At 73.5% G+C, this 19,210-nt stretch carries 1 protein-coding gene; it reads left to right on the top strand.

Annotated features, from left to right (window positions below; translation table 11 throughout):
• The first annotated feature begins 13 nt into the window (after window positions 1-13).
• Window positions 14-19,210: a type I polyketide synthase gene (locus tag CP970_RS03330; RefSeq protein ID WP_055545167.1), complete on the top strand. Its 19,197-nt coding sequence runs from the start codon at window positions 14-16 to the stop codon at window positions 19,208-19,210.

The raw sequence follows: 19,210 nt of genomic DNA, 5'->3' as shown, positions 1-19,210 counted from the left end.
GAGCGCACGCTAAATGGAGAACGAGAACAAGCTCCGCGACTACCTCAAGCGGGCGACCACCGACCTGCGCAACGCCCGCCGCCGCCTGCGCGAGGTCGAGGAGCGCGAGCACGAGCCCATCGCGATCATCGGGATGAGCTGCCGCTACCCCGGTGGCGTCACCTCGCCGGAAGACCTCTGGCGCCTGGTCGCCGACGGCGGCGACGCCGTGGTGGAGTTCCCCGCCGACCGCGGCTGGGACACCGAAGCCCTGCACGACCCCGACCCGGAGCACGCGGGCACCTCCATCACCCGGCACGGCGGATTCCTCCAGGGCGCGACGGAGTTCGACCCGGCGTTCTTCGGCGTCAACCCGCGCGAGGCCGCGGCCATGGACCCGCAGCAGCGCCTGCTCCTGGAGACCTCCTGGGAGGCGTTCGAACGCGCGGGCATCGACCCGGCCCAGGCCAGGGAGTCCAGGACCGGCGTGTTCGCGGGCGTCATGTACAACGACTACGCGACGCGCCTGCCGCAGGCTCCCGAAGGGTTCGAGGGCTACCTCGCCAACGGCAGCGCGGGCAGCATCGCCTCCGGCCGCATCGCCTACACCCTCGGCCTCGTCGGACCCGCCGTGACGGTGGACACCGCCTGCTCCTCGTCCCTGGTGGCCCTGCACCTGGCGATGGTGGCGCTCCGCCGCGACGAGTGCACCCTCGCGCTCGCGGGCGGCGCCACGTTCATGTCCACGCCCCGCACGTTCGTCGAGTACAGCAGGCAGCGCGCGCTGTCCGTGGACGGCCGCTGCAAGGCGTTCTCCGACGGCGCCGACGGCACCGGCTGGGGCGAGGGCGTCGGCATGCTCCTGGTGGAGCGGCTCTCCGACGCCCGCCGCAACGGCCACCCGGTCCTCGCGATCGTGCGCGGCTCCGCCGTGAACCAGGACGGCGCGTCCCACGGCCTGACCGCGCCCAACGGCCCCTCCCAACAGGCCGTGATCACCCAGGCGTTGGCGAGCGCGAGCCTCACCGCGGCCGACGTGGACGCCGTCGAGGCACACGGCACGGGCACCACCCTCGGCGACCCCATCGAGGCGCAGGCCCTCATCGCCACGTACGGCCAGGACCGGCCCGCGGACCGGCCCCTGTGGCTGGGTTCGCTGAAGTCGAACATCGGCCACTCCCAGGCCGCGGCGGGCGTCGGCGGCATCATCAAGATGGTCATGGCGATGCGGCACGGCACGCTGCCCAAGACCCTCCACGTCGACGAGCCGAGCAGCCACGTCGACTGGTCGGCGGGCGCGGTGGAACTGCTGACCGAAGGCCGGGCATGGCCCGAGACCGGTGAACCGCGCCGCGTCGGCGTCTCCTCGTTCGGCGTCAGCGGCACGAACGCCCACGTCATCCTGGAACAGGGCCCCGCCGCCGACCAGGAACCCGCCGAGACCACTGGCGAGCCCGTCGCCGGAGCCACCCCGTGGGCGCTGTCCGCCATGACGCCCGCCGGGCTGCGCGCCCAGGCCGACCGCCTCCTGTCCGCCCTGCGGGACACCGACGGCACGGACGAGCGCGACGGCTCCCATGACTTCGACGCGGCCGCCGTCGGCTTCTCCCTGGCCACCACACGCGCCGTGTTCGAGCACCGCGCCGTGCTCCTCGCCGACAACGACGACAAGGCCGCCACCCTCGACCGGCTCGCCGCGCTCGCCGAGGGCCGCGGCGCTCCTGGCGTCGTCGTGGGCGAGGCCGCCACCCACCGGCTCGGCTTCCTGTTCTCCGGTCAGGGTTCGCAGCGGCTCGGCATGGGCCGTGAACTGGCCTCCCGTTTCCCGGTGTTCGCGGATGCGCTGGAAGAGGTCCTGAGCCTGCTGGCCCCCGAGGTGCGCGAGGTTCTCTTCGGTGAGGACGTCGACGCGCTGAACGAGACGGGTGTGACGCAGCCCGCGTTGTTCGCGGTCGAGGTGGCGCTGTTCCGGCTTCTTGAGTCGTGGGGTGTACGTCCTGACGTGCTTGCTGGTCACTCGATCGGTGAGCTGGCTGCGGCACATGTGTCGGGTGTGTGGTCCCTCGCGGACGCGGTCAAGGTGGTGTCCGCGCGTGGCGCGCTGATGCAGGCGCTGCCCGCGGGCGGCGCGATGGTCGCCCTCCAGGCGAGTGAGGCCGAGGTCGTCCCCGACCTGCCGGACAACGTGGGCATCGCCGCGGTGAACGGCCCCGAATCCGTGGTGATCTCGGGCCCCACCGCCGACGTGGAGGCCGTCGCGGAGCAGTGGCGCGACGCGGGCCGCAAGGTGAGCCGACTGCGGGTGAGCCACGCCTTCCACTCGCCGCTGATGGACCCGATGCTCGACGACTTCCGCGCGGTCCTGGAGAGCGTGTCCTACGAAGCTCCCGCGATACCGATCGTGTCGACGCTGATAGGCAGCCTGGCGAGCGCCGACGACCTGACGTCGCCCGAGTACTGGGTACGCCATGTACGCGAGGGCGTGCGGTTCCACGACGCGGTCACCGCACTGCGCGAGCACGGCGTCGACGTCTTCCTGGAGATCGGCCCCGGTGGCGTCCTGTCCGGCCTCGGCCAGCTCAGTGCCTCCGACGCGGCCTTCGTCCCCGCCCTGCGCGGCGACAGGACCGAACTCGACGCGCTGACCACGGCCGTCGGACAGCTGCACGTGCGCGGCGTCGCGGTGAACCTGGCCGCCTGCTTCGCCGACGGCGACGCCCGACGCGTGGACCTGCCCACGTACGCCTTCCAGCGCGAGCGCTACTGGCTGGACGCCCCCGCCGACGACGCGGCCACCGAGCCGATGTCGCCGGTGGAGGCCCGGTTCTGGGAGACCGTGGAAGAGGGCGACCTCGGCGACCTCGCCCGCACGCTGGGCGTGTCGTCGGACGACCCGCTGAGCGCCGTACTGCCCCGCCTCTCCGCCTGGCGCAGGAAGCAGCGGGAACGTTCCACCGCGGACGGCTGGCGGTACGCCGTCGAATGGCGGCCGTTGGCCGCGGGGAACCAGCGCCTCGACGGCACGTGGCTGGTCGTGGCGCCGGTCGGCGAAGAGCGGGCCGCATGGGTGCGGGACGCGCTGACACGCAACGGCGCCGAGACGCGGCTCGTGGAGGTGGACCCGGAGTCGGCCGACTGGCCGGAGCAGTTGAACGAGCTGCCCGCACTGGGCGGTGTGGTCTCGCTCCTGGGGCTCACCGCCACCGAAGGACCCGGCATCCCCGCGGGCCTCAGCTCCACGATCGGCCTCCTGCGGGCGCTCGACGACGCGGAAGTCCAGGCTCCGCTGTGGTGCCTCACATCCGGTGCGGTGTCGGTGGGCGCGGACGACGCCCTGACCGCGCTCGACCAATCGATGGTGTGGGGCCTCGGCCGGGTGGCCGCCCTGGAGCGGCCCGGCAGCTGGGGCGGTCTCGTCGACGTCCCGCAGACGCGCGACGAGGCGGCCGGTGACCTGCTGGCGTCGGTCCTCTCCGGTGCGCGCGACGAGGACCAGATCGCCGTACGCGGCGGTGAGATCCTCGGCCGCAGGCTGGTGCCCGCGCCCCTGGGCGACACCCCGGTGGAGGGCTGGACGCCGCGCGGCACAGTGCTCGTCACCGGTGGCCTCGGCGCCCTCGGCGGGCACGTGGCGCGCTGGCTCGCGGTGCGCGGGGCCGAGCACGTGGTGCTGGCCAGCCGCCGCGGCCAGGCGGCCGAAGGCGCCGCTGAGCTGGCGGCCGAACTCGTCCGGCTGGGCGCCCGGGTGACGTTCGCGGCCTGTGACGTGGCGGACCGGGAGTCCGTCGCGGCGCTCATCGAAAGCCTCCCCGAGCTGACCGCGGTCGTGCACACGGCGGGCATCGAGCGCGCCGTCGCCCTCGCCGACCTCGACCCGTCCGACCTGGGCGAATTCGCCGACGTGCTGGCGGCCAAGGCCGACGGCGCGCGCAATCTGCACGAGCTGCTCGCCGACAGGACGCTGGACGCGTTCGTCCTGTTCTCGTCGATCGCCGGTGTGTGGGGCAGTGGCGGCCAGCCCGCCTACGGCGCGGCGAACGCCTACCTGGACGCGCTGGCCGAGCACCGCAGGGCCGCGGGTCTGCCCGCCACCGCGGTGGCGTGGGGCCCGTGGGGCGGCGGCGGCATGGTCGCCGACTCCGGGCAGGCCGCGCACCTCCGGCGCAGGGGCCTGAACACGATGACCCCCGAAGCGGCGCTCGCCGGTCTCGGCGCGGCCGTCGACCACGGCGACGCGACGGTGACCCTCGCCGACGTCGACTGGGACCGTTTCGCCGGTACGTTCATGGCGCAGCGCCCGAGCCCGCTCCTGAGCGAACTCCCGCAGGTCCAGGCCGCGTTCGAGGCATCGGCGCCCGAGCAGGGCACATCGGCCCTTGCGCAGCGGCTCGCCGGTCTTGACGAGGCCGAGCAGGAGCGGCAGCTCACCGACCTCGTCCGGTACGAGGCGGCGGCAGTCCTCGGCCACGTGTCCGGCGAGGCATTCTCCGCGACCCGTGCCTTCCGTGAGCTGGGCTTCGACTCGCTGACGGCGGTGGAACTGCGGGCCAGGCTGAGCGAGGTCACGGGCATCGCCCTGCCCTCGACACTGGTCTTCGACTACCCGACCGCCGCCGAACTGGCCACCCATCTGCGGACCGAACTGTCCGGCGCGAACGCGGACTCCACCTCGGCGACCCCCGTGGCCGCCTCGGGCGTGACGGACGAACCGATCGCGATCGTGGGCATGGCATGCCGGTTCCCCGGTGGCGTGGCAAGCCCCGAGGACCTGTGGCAGGTTCTGCGGTCGGGCGGCGACGCGGTGTCGGAGTTCCCGACCGACCGCGGCTGGGACCTGGAGACGCTGTACGACCCGGACGCCACGCGCGCCGGAACCTCGTACACGCGCAAGGGTGCCTTCCTCGACCAAGTGGCGGAGTTCGACCCGGCGTTCTTCGGCATCTCGCCGCGCGAGGCCCTGGCGATGGACCCGCAGCAGCGCCTGCTCCTGGAGACCTCCTGGGAGGCCGTCGAGCGCGCGGGCATCGACGCGCACGCCCTGCGAGGCAGCCGTTCCGGCGTGTTCGTCGGCACCAACGGCCAGGACTACACGACCCTGATGATGGCCGCTCCGGACACCGTCGAGGGCTACTTCGGCACGGGCAGCGCGGCGAGCGTCATCTCGGGCCGGTTGTCCTACACGTTCGGCCTGGAGGGCCCGGCCGTCACGGTCGACACGGCATGCTCGTCGTCCCTGGTCGCCCTGCACCTGGCGGTGCAGGCGCTGCGGTCCGGTGAGTGCGAGATGGCGCTCGCGGGCGGCGTGACGGTGATGTCCACCCCCGCCGCGTTCGTGGAGTTCAGCAAGCAGCGGGGCCTGTCCTTCGACGGCCGCTGCAAGGCGTTCGGCGCGGACGCGGACGGCACGGGCTGGGGCGAGGGCATCGGCATGCTCGTCGTCGAGCGCCTGTCGGACGCCGAGCGCAACGGCCACCAAGTGCTCGCTGTCGTACGGGGTTCGGCGGTGAACCAGGACGGCGCGTCCAACGGTCTCACGGCCCCCAACGGCCCCTCGCAGCAGCGCGTGATCCGCCAGGCGCTCGCGGCCGCCGGTCTCGCTCCGTCCGAGGTGGACGCGGTCGAGGCGCACGGCACCGGCACGAAGCTGGGCGACCCGATCGAGGCGCAGGCGCTCCTCGCGACGTACGGCCAGGACCGGCCCGCCGATCAGCCGCTCCTGCTCGGCTCGATCAAGTCCAACATCGGTCACACCCAGGCGGCGGCCGGTGTGGCGGGTGTCATCAAGATGGTCATGGCGATGCGCCACGGCGTCCTGCCCAAGACCCTCCACGCGGACGAGCCTTCGCCGCACGTCGACTGGTCCGCCGGTGCGCTGGAACTCCTCGCCGACGAGCGCGAGTGGCCCGCCGCGGACCGCCCGTGGCGGGCAGGTGTGTCCTCATTCGGCTTCAGCGGCACCAACGCACATGTGATCGTGGAGCAGGCCCCTGTCGTCGAGCGGGAGCAGGCCCCGGAGCCGCTGCCCGTCGGCACGGTCGTCCCGTGGGCACTGTCGGCCACCACCCCCGAGGGGCTGCGCGAGCAGGCCGCACGGCTGAAGTCCTTCGTGGACGAGGCGCCGTCGGACCTGTCCGTGGCGGACGTGAGCCGTGCGCTGCTGTTCTCGCGTGCGGCCCTTGAGCACCGCGCGGTGCTCGTCGCCACGGAGCCCGCCGAGTTCCTGTCGGCCCTGACCGCCGTCGCCGAGGGGCGCGGCGGCCCGGGTGTGGTGACGGGCGAGGCGTCCGGTGCGCGGCGGGTGGGTTTCCTGTTCTCGGGTCAGGGTTCGCAGCGGCTGGGCATGGGGCGTGAACTGGCGTCTCGTTTCCCGGTGTTCGCGGATGCCCTGGACGAGGTGCTTGAGCTGCTGGCTCCTGAGGTGCGCGAGGTCCTCTTCGGTGAGGACGTCGACGCGCTGAACGAGACGGGTGTGACGCAGCCCGCGCTGTTCGCGGTCGAGGTGGCGCTGTTCCGGCTTCTTGAGTCGTGGGGCGTACGTCCTGAGGCGCTGGCCGGTCACTCGATCGGTGAGCTCGCGGCGGCACATGTGTCGGGTGTGTGGTCCCTGGCGGATGCCGTCAAGGTCGTGTCGGCGCGTGCGAGTCTGATGCAGGCGCTGCCCGAGGGCGGCGCGATGGTCGCGATCCAGGCGGCGGAGGCCGAGGTCGCCTCGGACCTGCCGGACGGTGTGGGCATCGCGGCGGTCAACGGCCCGTCCTCGGTGGTCATTTCCGGTGTCGCCGCCGACGTGGAGGCCGTCGCCGAGCGCTGGCGCGAGACGGGCCGCAAGGTCAGCAAGCTGCGTGTCAGTCACGCGTTCCACTCGCCGCTGATGGACCCGATGCTGGACGACTTCCGCCAGGTGGTCGAGGGCGTCGCATGCGGTGAGCCCGAGATCCCGATCGTATCGACGCTGACCGGCCGGTCGGCTACGGCAGAAGAGCTGGCCTCCCCGGAGTACTGGGTGCGCCACGTGCGCGAATCGGTGCGCTTCGCCGACGCCGTGAACACGCTCGTCGCCGACGGAATCGACACGTTCGTCGAGGTCGGCCCGGGCGGCGCGCTGTCGGCCCTCGGCCAGGAGTCCGCGCCGGACGCCGCCTTCGTGCCCGTGCTGCGCGGTGATCGCCCCGAGCCGGTGGCCGCCACGACGGCCGCGGGTCAGCTGCACGTACGCGGTGTGGCGGTGGACTGGGAGGAGTTCCTCGCCGGACGCGGCTCACAGTGGGTGGATCTGCCGACGTACGCGTTCCAGCGTGAGCGTTTCTGGCTGGACGTCTCGCCGGTGGGTGAGGGCGTCGGCCGGATGTCCCCGGTGGAGGCGCGGTTCTGGGAGGCCGTCGAGGAGGGTGATGTCGCGGACTTCGCCCGGACGTTGGACGTGTCGTCGGACGACCCGCTGAGTGCGGTGCTGCCCCGCCTGTCCGCGTGGCGCAAGGAGCAGCAGGACCGCTCTGTCGCGGATGGCTGGCGGTACGGGGTCATGTGGCGGCCGGTGGCCGCCGGGTCCCGGCAGCTGGACGGTACGTGGCTGGTCGTGGCGCCGGCCGGTGAGGACCGGGCCGCGTGGGTGCGGGACGCGCTGACGCGCAACGGCGCCGAGGCGCAGGTCGTGGAGGTGGACCCGGAGTCGGCCGACTGGTCGCGGCAGCTGAGCGAACTGCCCGCACTGAGCGGTGTGGTGTCACTGCTGGCGCTCGCGGACGCGGGTGTCGCGCACACGGTCGCCCTCCTGCGCTCCCTCGGTGACGCGGGTGTGTCGGCTCCGCTGTGGTGCCTGACGTCGGGTGCGGTGGCGGCGGGTGCGGATGATGCCGTGTCCGGGTTCGAGCAGTCGATGGTGTGGGGCCTTGGCCGGGTGGCCGCGTTGGAGCAGCCGGGTGGCTGGGGTGGTCTGGTCGACGTCCCGAACTTCGGCGACGACGATGCGACGGGTGACCTGCTGGCCTCGGTCCTCGCCGGGACGAGTGGTGAGGACCAGGTCGCCGTACGCGGTGGTGAACTCCTCGGCCGACGTCTGGTCCCCGCGCCGCTGAGCGCGGAGGCCCCTGGTTCCGGCTGGACGCCGCGCGGCACGGTGCTCGTCACCGGTGGCCTCGGCGCCCTTGGCGGGCATGTGGCGCGCTGGCTGGCGACACACGGCGCCGAACACGTGGTGCTGGCAAGCCGTCGCGGCGCCGATGCCGACGGCTCCGATGAACTGGCAGCCGAGCTGGCGGAGTTGGGCGCGCGGGTGACGTTCGCGGCCTGCGACGTGGCTGACCGGGAGTCCGTCGCGGCGCTCCTCGAAAGCGTCCCTGAGCTGACCGCGGTCGTGCACACGGCGGGCATCGAGCGCTCCGCTGTTCTCGCCGACCTCGGCGCGGACGAGCTCGCGGACGTGCTGGCCGCCAAGGTCGACGGCGCGCGCAACCTGCACGAGCTGCTCGCCGACGTGCCGTTGGACGCGTTCGTCGTCTTCTCGTCGATCGCAGGCGTGTGGGGGAGCAGCGGCCAAGGCGCGTACGCGGCCGCCAACGCCTACCTCGACGCGCTCGCCCAGCACCGCCGTGCCCGGGGCCTGCCCGCCACGGCCGTGGCGTGGGGCCCGTGGGGCGGTGGCGGCATGGTCGCCACCACCGAGCAGGCCGCGCTGCTGCACCGCTGGGGCCTGTCGACGATGGCTCCGGCCGTCGCGATCGTGGGCCTGGCGACGGCTCTTGAGCGTGGCGAGGGCAACGTCGTCGTCGCCGATGTCGACTGGGAGCGCTTCGCGGGTACGTTCATGGCGCAGCGGACCAGTCCGCTCCTGAGCGAACTCCCGCAGGTCCAGGCCGCGTTCGAGGCATCGGCGCCCGAGCAGGGCTCGTCGGCCCTTGCGCAGCGGCTCGCAGGGCTTGACCAGGCCGAGCAGGAGCGGCAGCTCACCGACCTCGTCCGGTACGAGGCGGCCACGGTACTCGGCCACGTCTCGGCCGACGCCTTCTCCGCCACGCGTGCCTTCAAGGACCTGGGCTTCGACTCGCTGACGGCGGTGGAACTGCGGACCCGACTGAGCGACGCCACGGGCGTCGCCCTGCCCGCGACCCTGGTCTTCGACTACCCGACCGCCGCCGAACTGGCCGCGTATCTGCGCACCCAACTGTCGGGTGTGAGCGCGGACTCCACGACCACCGCTCCCGTGGCAGCTTCGGGTGCGGCGGCGGACGAGCCGATCGCGATCGTGGCCATGTCCTGCCGGTTCCCCGGTGGCGTGTCGAGCCCCGACGACCTCTGGCAGGTGCTGCTCTCCGGCGGCGACGGCGTGACCGACTTCCCGGCCGACCGTGGCTGGGACGTCGAGGCGCTGTACGACCCCGACCCGGACTCCGTGGGCACCACGTACCTGCGCTCGGGCGCCTTCCTGTCGGACGTGAGCGGCTTCGACGCGGGCTTCTTCGGCATCTCGCCGCGCGAGGCGCTCGCCATGGACCCGCAGCAGCGGCTGCTCCTCGAAACCTCCTGGGAACTGCTCGAGCGCGCGGGCATCGACCCCGCCTCGCTGCGCGGTGAGCGCGTCGGCGTGTTCGTCGGCTCGAACGCCCAGGACTACGGCCTCGTCCTCGGCGAGTCCGGCGAGGACGTCGGCGGCTACATGGCGACCGGCAACGCGGCGAGTGTGGCCTCGGGCCGCCTCTCGTACACCTTCGGCTTCGAAGGCCCGGCGGTCACGGTCGACACGGCGTGCTCCTCGTCCCTGGTCGCCCTGCACCTCGCGGTGCAGGCCCTGCGCTCGGGCGAGTGCGAGATGGCGCTCGCGGGCGGTGTGACCGTGATGTCGACGCCGGGTGCGTTCATCGAGTTCAGCCGCCAGCGCGGTCTGTCGCTGGACGGTCGCTGCAAGGCGTTCGCGGCCGCGGCCGACGGCACCAGCTGGGGCGAGGGCGTCGGCATGCTGTTCGTGGAGCGCCTGTCGGACGCCGAGCGCAACGGGCATCAAGTGCTGGCTGTCGTACGGGGTTCGGCGGTGAACCAGGACGGCGCTTCCAACGGCCTGACTGCTCCGAACGGTCCCTCGCAGCAGCGCGTGATCCGCCAGGCGCTCGCGACGGCGGGTCTCTCTCCGTCCGACGTGGACGCCGTCGAGGCGCACGGCACGGGTACCAAGCTGGGTGACCCGATCGAGGCGCAGGCGCTCCTCGCGACGTATGGCCAGGACCGACCCGAGGACCGGCCGCTGTGGCTGGGTTCGGTGAAGTCGAACATCGGTCACACTCAGGCCGCCGCGGGTGTGGCAGGTGTGATCAAGATGGTCATGGCGATGCGCCACGGCGTACTGCCCCGCACCCTGCACGTCGACGCGCCGTCGCCGCACGTCGATTGGTCGGCAGGCGCGGTGGAGCTCCTGACGCAGGACCGCCCGTGGCCGGAGACCGGCCAGCCGTGGCGTGCGGGTGTGTCGTCGTTCGGCTTCAGCGGCACGAACGCACACGCCATCATCGAGCAGGCCCCTGTCGTCGAGCCGGTCGAGGTCTCGGAGCCGACGACGTACGACGGTGGTGTGCTGCCGTGGGTGCTGTCCGCGGGTGACGAGGGTGCGCTGCGCGGGCAGGCGGAGCGTCTGCTGTCCGTCGTCGACGAGCACGCGCCCGTTGAGGTCGGCTACTCGCTCGCCACGTCACGCGCGGCGCTGGACCGCCGAGCGGTGGTCGTCGCCGCCGAGCCCGCCGAGTTCCTGTCGGCCCTCTCCGCTCTCGCCGAGGGCCGGGAAGCGCCGGGCGTCGTGCTGGGCGAGGCATCCGGTTCGCAGCGGGTGGGTTTCCTGTTCTCGGGTCAGGGTTCGCAGCGGCTCGGCATGGGCCGTGAACTGGCGGACCGTTTCCCGGTGTTCGCCACCGCTCTGGACGAGGTCCTTGATGTTCTGGCTCCTGAGGTGCGTGGGGTCCTCTTCGGTGAGGACGTCGACGCGCTGAACCAGACGGGTGTGACACAGCCCGCCCTGTTCGCGATTGAGGTGGCTCTCTTCCGGCTTCTTGAGTCGTGGGGTGTACGTCCTGACGTGCTTGCTGGTCACTCGATCGGTGAGCTCGCGGCGGCCCATGTCGCGGGTGTGTGGTCGCTTGCGGACGCCGCCAAGGTGGTGTCGGCTCGTGCGGGTCTGATGCAGGCGTTGCCCGAGGGTGGCGCGATGGTCGCGATCCAGGCGACCGAAGAGGAACTCGCCGGATATCTTTCGGAGACCGTCGGTATCGCGGCGGTCAACGGGCCCTCATCGGTGGTCATTTCGGGTGTCGCGGCCGACGTGGAGGCCGTCGCCGAGCGCTGGCGTGAGGCGGGCCGCAAGGTCAGCAAGCTGCGTGTCAGTCACGCGTTCCACTCGCCGCTGATGGACCCGATGCTCGATGACTTCCGTACGGTCCTGGCGAGCGTCTCGTACGAGGCTCCCTCGATCCCGATCGTGTCCACCCTGACCGGCGCACGCGCCACCTCCGAGGAACTGTCCTCGCCCGAGTACTGGGTGCGTCACGTCCGCGAATCGGTGCGTTTCGCCGACGCCGTGAGCGCCCTGGTCGCAGAGGGCGTGACCGCGTTCGTCGAGGTCGGCCCCGGCGGCACGCTGGCCGCCCTCGGGCTCGCCAGTGCGCCGGACGCGGTGTTCCTGCCCGCGCTGCGCGCGGACAGGGCCGAGGACGTCGCCCTCGTCACCACGGTCGCCGCGCTCCACGCGCGGGGCGTGGCCGTCGACTGGAGCGCCTACTTCGCCGGGAGCGGGGCGCGACGCGTCGACCTGCCGACGTACGCGTTCCAGCACCAGCGCTACTGGTCCGACGCGCGACCGGGCAAGAGCGATGCCCTCGCGGACGCGGACGAGGCGGAGTTCTGGGCCGCGGTGGACAGCGAGGAGGCGGGCGCGCTCGCGTCGTCCCTGGGGATCACCGACGACGGGGAGACCGACTCCCTCCGCGCGGTGCTGCCCCTGCTGTCGTCGTGGCGGCGCCAGAGCCGTGAGAAGTCCGCCATGGACAAGTGGCGTTACACCGTCGAGTGGACGGCCGTGGCCGACCCGGCGACCACGCCTCCCTCGGGCACCTGGCTGGCCGTGGCGCCCGCGGGTGACGAACGTGCGGCCGCGCTGGGCGAGTTGCTGAAGGAGCGAGGCCTGTCAGTCGTCGCGGTGGAGGCCGAAGGAGCGGACCGCGAGGCTCTCGCCGACGCGCTGCGCGCGGCTGCCACCGATGCGTTGCGCGCGGCTGCCCCCGGTGCGGAGATCAGCGGCGTCCTGTCGCTGCTGGCGTTCGACGAGTCGCCGCACCCCGAGCACCCCGCTGTGCCGAATGGCGTCGCGGCCACCATCGCGCTGTTCCAGGCGCTGGGCGACACCGACGTACGGGCGCCGCTGTGGTGCCTGACGTCGGGTGCGGTGTCGGCGACCGCGGAGGACGCGGTCGGCGGGTTCGCGCAGTCCATGGTGTGGGGCCTCGGCCGCGCAGCGGCGCTCGAACACCCCGACCGCTGGGGCGGCCTCGTCGACCTGCCGGAAACGGTGGACGAGGCCGCGGCCGCACGGCTGTGCGGCCTCATCGGCGGAGCGGAGGACCAGGTCGCCGTCCGCGGGACCGGCGTGTTCACGCGCTGCCTGCGGCGTGCCGGAAGGGCCACCGCAAGCTCAGGGTGGACGCCGCGCGGCACGGTCCTCGTGACCGGCGGTCTCGGCGCCCTGGGTGCCAGGGCCGCACGGTGGCTCGCCGAGCACGGCGCCGAACACGTCGTCCTGGTGAGCAGGCGCGGCCCCGAGGCCGCGGGCGCCGCCGAACTGGACGCCGAACTCGCCGAGTTGGGCGCACGCGTCACGGTCGCCGCCGTCGACATCGCCGACAGGGAACGGCTCGCCGCCCTGCTCGACGACCTGGCCGCGGCCGGTGACCCGGTCCGTGCCGTCGTGCACACCGCCGGGCTCAACGACAGCGTCCCCGCCGACACCACGGACCTCGCGCGCTTCGCCGACGTCGTCACCGCCAAGGTGGCGGGCGCCGCGCACCTGCACGAACTCCTGGCCGACGCGCCGCTCGACGCGTTCCTGTCGTACTCCTCGATCGCGGGCATCTGGGGCAGTGGCGGCCAGCTCGCCTACAGCGCCGCGAACGCCTACCTCGACGCGCTCACCGAACACCGTGCCGCCCGCGGCCTGCCCGCCACCACGGTGGCCTGGGGCCCCTGGGCGGGCGGCGGCATGGCCGACGACGAGGCGCAGCGGCAGCTGTCCCGGCGCGGTCTCCTCGCCCTGGCGCCTGAGCTCGCGGTGGGCGCCCTCGCCGACGCGGTCGGCGGCGGCACACCGAGCACGGTCGTCGTGAACGTCGACTGGGCGCGGTTCGCGCCCGCGTTCACCATCGGCAGGCCGAGCCCGCTGCTCGCCGACCTCGCCGAGGCGCGCGACGCGATCGCGGACCGGGCCGACGGAGCAGGCAGGGCCGACGCCTCCGACACCGGGGACGAGAAGGGCGCCGCGCTGCGCAGCCGCCTCACCGGTCTGGACGCGGCCAAGCAGAAGGAACTGGTGCGCGGCCTCGTGGCCGCCGAGGCCGCCGCCGTCCTCGGGCATGCCTCGGCCGCCGCGGTCGACCCCGACCGGGCCTTCCGCGAACTGGGCTTCGACTCGCTGACCGCCGTCGAACTCCGCAACCGGCTGACGGCCGCCTCCGGCCTGACGCTGCCCGCCACCGTGGTCTTCGACTACCCGAGCCCCGCGGTGCTCGCCGAACACCTCCTGACGGAGGTCGTCGCACCGCACGGCGAGTCGCTCGTGGCACCGGCAGCCGCGGCGCCGGGTGTGACCGACGAGCCGATCGCGATCGTCGCGATGGCCTGCCGCTACCCCGGCGGCGTCGCCAACCCGGAGGACCTGTGGCGGGTGCTGCGGGAGGGCGGCGACGCGGTGGCGGAGTTCCCCGCCGACCGCGGCTGGGACATGGAGACGCTGTACGACCCCGACCCCGAAGGGGTGGGCACCACCTACAGCCGCAGGGGCGCCTTCCTCGACCGCGTCGCGGACTTCGACGCGAGCTTCTTCGGCATCTCGCCGCGCGAGGCGCTCGCCATGGACCCGCAGCAGCGCCTGCTCCTCGAAACCTCCTGGGAGACCTTCGAGCGCGCCGGTATGGACCCGAACGCGATCCGCGGCGAGCGGGTCGGCGTGTTCGTCGGCTCGAACGTGCAGGACTACGGCATGGTCCTGGACGGAGCCGCCGAGGACGTGGGCGGGCACGTGGCGACGGGCAGCGCGGCCAGCGTCATGTCCGGCCGCCTCTCGTACACGTTCGGCCTCGAAGGCCCCGCCGTCACGGTCGACACGGCCTGCTCGTCGTCGCTCGTCGCGCTGCACCTCGCGGTGCAGGCCCTCCACCAGGGCGAGTGCGAGATGGCGCTCGCGGGCGGTGTGACGGTGATGTCGACGCCGGGTGCGTTCATCGAGTTCAGCCGCCAGCGCGGCTTGTCGGTCGACGGCCGCTGCAAGGCGTTCGCCGACGCCGCCGACGGCACGGGCTGGGGCGAGGGCATCGGCATGCTGCTCGTCGAGCGGCTCTCCGACGCCGAGCGCAACGGCCACCAAGTGCTCGCCGTCGTACGGGGTTCCGCGGTGAACCAGGACGGCGCCTCCAACGGCCTGACCGCGCCGAACGGCCCCTCGCAGCAGCGCGTGATCCGCCAGGCGCTCGCCAGCGCGGGTCTCGCCGCGTCCGACGTGGACGCGGTCGAGGCGCACGGCACCGGCACGAAGCTCGGCGACCCGATCGAGGCGCAGGCGCTGCTCGCGACGTACGGCCAGGGGCGCGACGCCGACCGGCCGCTGTGGCTCGGCTCGATCAAGTCGAACCTCGGTCACACCCAGGCGGCGGCCGGTGTGGCGGGCATCATCAAGATGGTCATGGCGATGCGCCACGGCGTCCTGCCCCGCACCCTCCACGTCGACGAGCCGTCGACACACGTGGACTGGTCCGCGGGCGCGGTGCGGCTGCTCACCGACGAGCGTGACTGGCCCGCCGTGGACCGGCCGTGGCGGGCGGGTGTGTCCTCGTTCGGCTTCAGCGGCACCAACGCGCACACCGTCATCGAGCAGGCCCCCCAGACGGCATCGGCCGAGGCGGAGGCCGACGCCGACGCCGGACCGGCGGAGACGGGCGTCGTGCCGTGGGTCCTCTCGGCGCGGTCCGTGGAAGCGCTGCGGGAACAGGCGGCCCGCCTCCGCGACGAGTGCGCGCACGAGACGGCCGCTCCGGTCGCCGACATCGCCCACTCCCTGCGGACCCGCTCCACGTTCGACCGTCGGGCCGTCGTGGTGGGCCGCGACCGGGAGGACTTCCTCTCCGGGCTCACCGCCCTCGCCGAGGGCCGCGAGGCACCCAACGTCGTGACCGGCGTCGCGGAACACCACGGCACCGGACCGGTGTTCGTGTTCCCCGGCCACGGCACGCAGTGGCTCGGCATGGCGGGCGACCTCCTGGAGTCGTCGCCGGTGTTCCGCACACGTATGCAGGAGTGCGCGGCGGCACTGGCGGAGCACGTCGACTGGTCGCTGCTCGACGCGATCCACGACGACGCCCTGATGGAACGCCTCGACGTCGTCCAGCCCGCCCTGTTCGCGGTCATGGTGTCGCTGGCCGCCACCTGGCGGTCGTGGGGCGTCGAGCCCAGCGCCGTACTCGGCCACTCCCAGGGCGAGATCGCCGCGGCCTGCGTCGCGGGCGCCCTGACCCTCCAGGACGCGGCACGCCTGGTCGTCGTCCGGAGCAAGGCGCTGAGCGCCCTTTCGGGACGCGGCGGCATGGTGTCGGTCGCGCTCGACGTGGACGGCGTACGGGAACTGATCGCGATCTGGGCAGGACAGCTCGCGATCGGCGTGGTCAACGGACCCGCCTCCGTCGTCGTCTCCGGTGACGTCGGCGCGCTCGACGAACTCGTCGAGACCTGCGCCGAGCAGGGCATCTGGGCGCGCCGCGTGCTCGCCGACTACGCCCCGCACTCCCACCACGTCGAGCGCATCGAAGCCGACATCCTGGCGGGCCTCGCGGACGTCACGCCGCGCTCCGGCGACGTGCCCTACTACTCGCCGCTGACCGGCGGCTGGCTCGACACCCGCGAGCTCGACGCCGCGTACTGGTACCGCAGCCTGCGGCAGACCGTCGAGTTCGCCGACTCCGTCACCGACCTCGTGGCGGCGGGCCACACGGCCTTCGTCGAAGTCAGCCCCCACCCGGTCCTGGTGGCGGGGCTCGGTGAACTGGTCGGCGCCGACGGCGTCGTCGTCGGCTCGCTGCGCCGCGGCGACGGCGGCCTGACCCGCCTGACGACCTCGGCGAGCGGCCTGTTCGTCCGCGGCGGACAGGTGGCCTGGCCGACACCCGGCGGACGCCGCGTCGACCTGCCGACCTACCCCTTCCAGCGCAAGCGCTTCTGGCCCACCACGACGCACACCGCGACCGGCGACGTCACATCGGCGGGACTCGGCCGCGTCGACCACCCCGTGCTCGCCGCCGTCACCGAACTCCCGGACTCCGAGAGCCTCGTGTTCAGCGGCAGGCTCTCCCTGCGCACCCACCCCTGGCTCACCGACTACCGCGTCCTCGGCTCCGCGGTGCTCCCCGGCGCCGCCTACGTCGAGCTCGCGCTGTGCGCCGGTGACCACGTCGGCTGCGCCTCCCTGGACGACCTGGTCCTCGAAGCACCCCTCGTACTGCCCGAACGCGACGGCGTCCAGGTACGGCTCAGCCTGCACGGACCCGACGACTCCGGGCGACGGGCGTTCACCGTGGACTCCCGCGGCGACGAGGGCGGCGACTGGACCCGGCACGCCACGGGCGCCCTGACCGACCGGGCGGAGCCCGTCACCGACACCCTCGTCGCCTGGCCGCCCAGCGAGGCCGAACCGGTCGACCTGGACACGCACTACTCCGCGGTCGCCGCCTCCGGGCTCGACCACGGCCCCGCCTTCCAGGGCCTCAACGCGGCCTGGCGCAAGGGCGACGAGGTGTTCGCCGAAGTGGCGCTGCCCGAAGGACTCGCGGACGACGGCTTCGGCCTGCACCCCGCACTCCTCGACACCGCGCTGCACGCCGTCTCGCTCGGCGTCAGCTCGGACGGGCTGCCGTTCTCGTGGGCCGGGGTACGGCTCCTGGCGACCGGCGCGACCGTGCTGCGGGTCCGTCTCACGCCCGTCGGCGTGGACGCCGTGGCCGTACTCGTCGCCGACGGCACCGGCGAGCCCGTCGCCGCCGTCGACGAGCTGAACCTGCGGCCCCTGTCGGCCGACCAGCTCAACCTGGCCCGGTCCGCGCACCGCGACTCCCTGTTCGAGGTGAAGTGGGTCCCGACGCAGGACGCCGCCCCCGACACCGGCACCTGGGCGGTGCTCGGCGCGGGAACCGGCACCGACCGCCTGGTCCAGGCGCTCACCGCCGCCGGTGAGCAGGTCGACGAACACGCCGACCTGGCCGCCCTTTCGGCCGCCGTCGACAGCGGCGCGCCCGCGCCCCGCTACGTCACCGTGACCCCCGGCGGGGACGCGGCGACACCCCGCGAGGCCACGCACCACGCCCTCGGCCTGCTGCAGGACTGGCTCGCCGACGACCGGTTCGCCGACTCCAGGCTCGTGGTCCTCACCAGCGGCGCCGTCGCCGCGGGACCGGACGAGGACGTACCCGACCTGGTACGCGCCCCCGTGTGGGGCCTGGTCCGCTCGGCGCAGTCGGAACACCCGACGCGGTTCGCGCTCGTGGACCTCGTCGACACGGACGACGACGCACGGTCGGCCCGCAAGCTGCCCGCCGCCGTGGCGACCGGGGAGCCGCAGCTCGCGATCAGGGACGGCGTCGCCTCGGTGCCCCGCCTCGCCCGGCTCGCCGCGCACGCCGACGCGCCCGACACGGTGGCCTTCACCCCCGACAGCGTGGTCCTGATCACCGGTGGACTCGGCGTGCTCGGCGGCGTGACCGCACGGCACCTCGTCACCCGCCACGGCGTCCGCGACCTCGTCCTGACCGGCAGGCGCGGCACGGCCACCCCCGGCGCGGACGAACTGCGCGCGGAACTCGAGGCACTCGGCGCGCGGGTCACGGTCGCCGCCTGCGACGTGAGCGACCGCGACGCGGTCGCCGCGCTCCTCGCGGAGCACCCCGTGACCGCCCTCGTGCACACGGCGGGCGTCCTGGACGACGGCGTGATCGGATCCCTCACACCCGAACAGGTCGACGCGGTGCTCCGCCCCAAGGCCGACGCCGCACGACACCTGCACGAGCTGACCAGGGACTCCGGCTTCACCGCGTTCGTGCTGTTCTCCGCGGCGGCCGGTGTGTTCGGCGGCCCGGGGCAGGGCAACTACGCGGCGGCCAACGCCTACCTCGACGCGCTCGCCCAGCACCGCCGCGCCGTGGGACTGCCCGCGACGTCGCTGGCCTGGGGCCTGTGGGCCGAGGCCACCGGCATCACCGGGCACCTCGACGACGCCGACGTCCAGCGGATGGCGCGGGGCGGCATGGTCCCGCTGTCCACCGCGGACGGCATGGCCCTGTTCGACGAGGCACGCGCGACCGGCGCCGCGAGCGCGGTGCCCGCCGCGCTCGACCTGGCCGCGCTCCGGGCCCACCCGGAGCGGGTGCGGCCGCTGCTGCGCGGCCTGGTGCCCACCCCGGCCCGCCGGTCCGCGCGGTCCGGCGACGGCGCGGGAACGGTCCCGCTCGCCCAGCGCCTCGCGGGCCTCACCGAGGCGGAGCAGGACCGGGCCCTCGTACACCTCGTGCGCACGCACACCGCCGCCGTACTCGGCTTCGCGGGACCCGACGCAGTCGAGGCGGACCGGGCGTTCAAGGAGCTCGGATTCGACTCGCTGACCGCCGTGGAACTGCGCAACAGGCTGGACGCCGAAGTCGACACGCGGCTGCCCGCCACCCTGGTGTTCGACCACCCGACCCCCGGGGCGCTCGCGGCCCATCTGCGGACGACGGTCGTCACCGACCAGGCGTCGCCCGCGGCGGCCGTACTCAGCGAACTCAACAAGCTCACGATCACGATGTCCAAGCTCGACCCGGACGACGCACTGGCCGGAGACATCCGGCTCCGGCTCCGCTCGCTCCTTTCCACGTGGGAGGAGCAGGAGCAGGAAGCCGCGGTGGACGACCTGAGCTCGGCAACCCTCGATGACGTCTTCGACATCATCGACGAGGAGCTCGGCAAGTCCTGA

Source organism: Streptomyces kanamyceticus, from assembly GCF_008704495.1.
Taxonomy (GTDB): Bacteria; Actinomycetota; Actinomycetes; order Streptomycetales; family Streptomycetaceae; genus Streptomyces; species Streptomyces kanamyceticus.
Note: the sequence above shows the minus strand (reverse complement) of the source record. Positions and strands in the feature narration are given on the sequence as shown.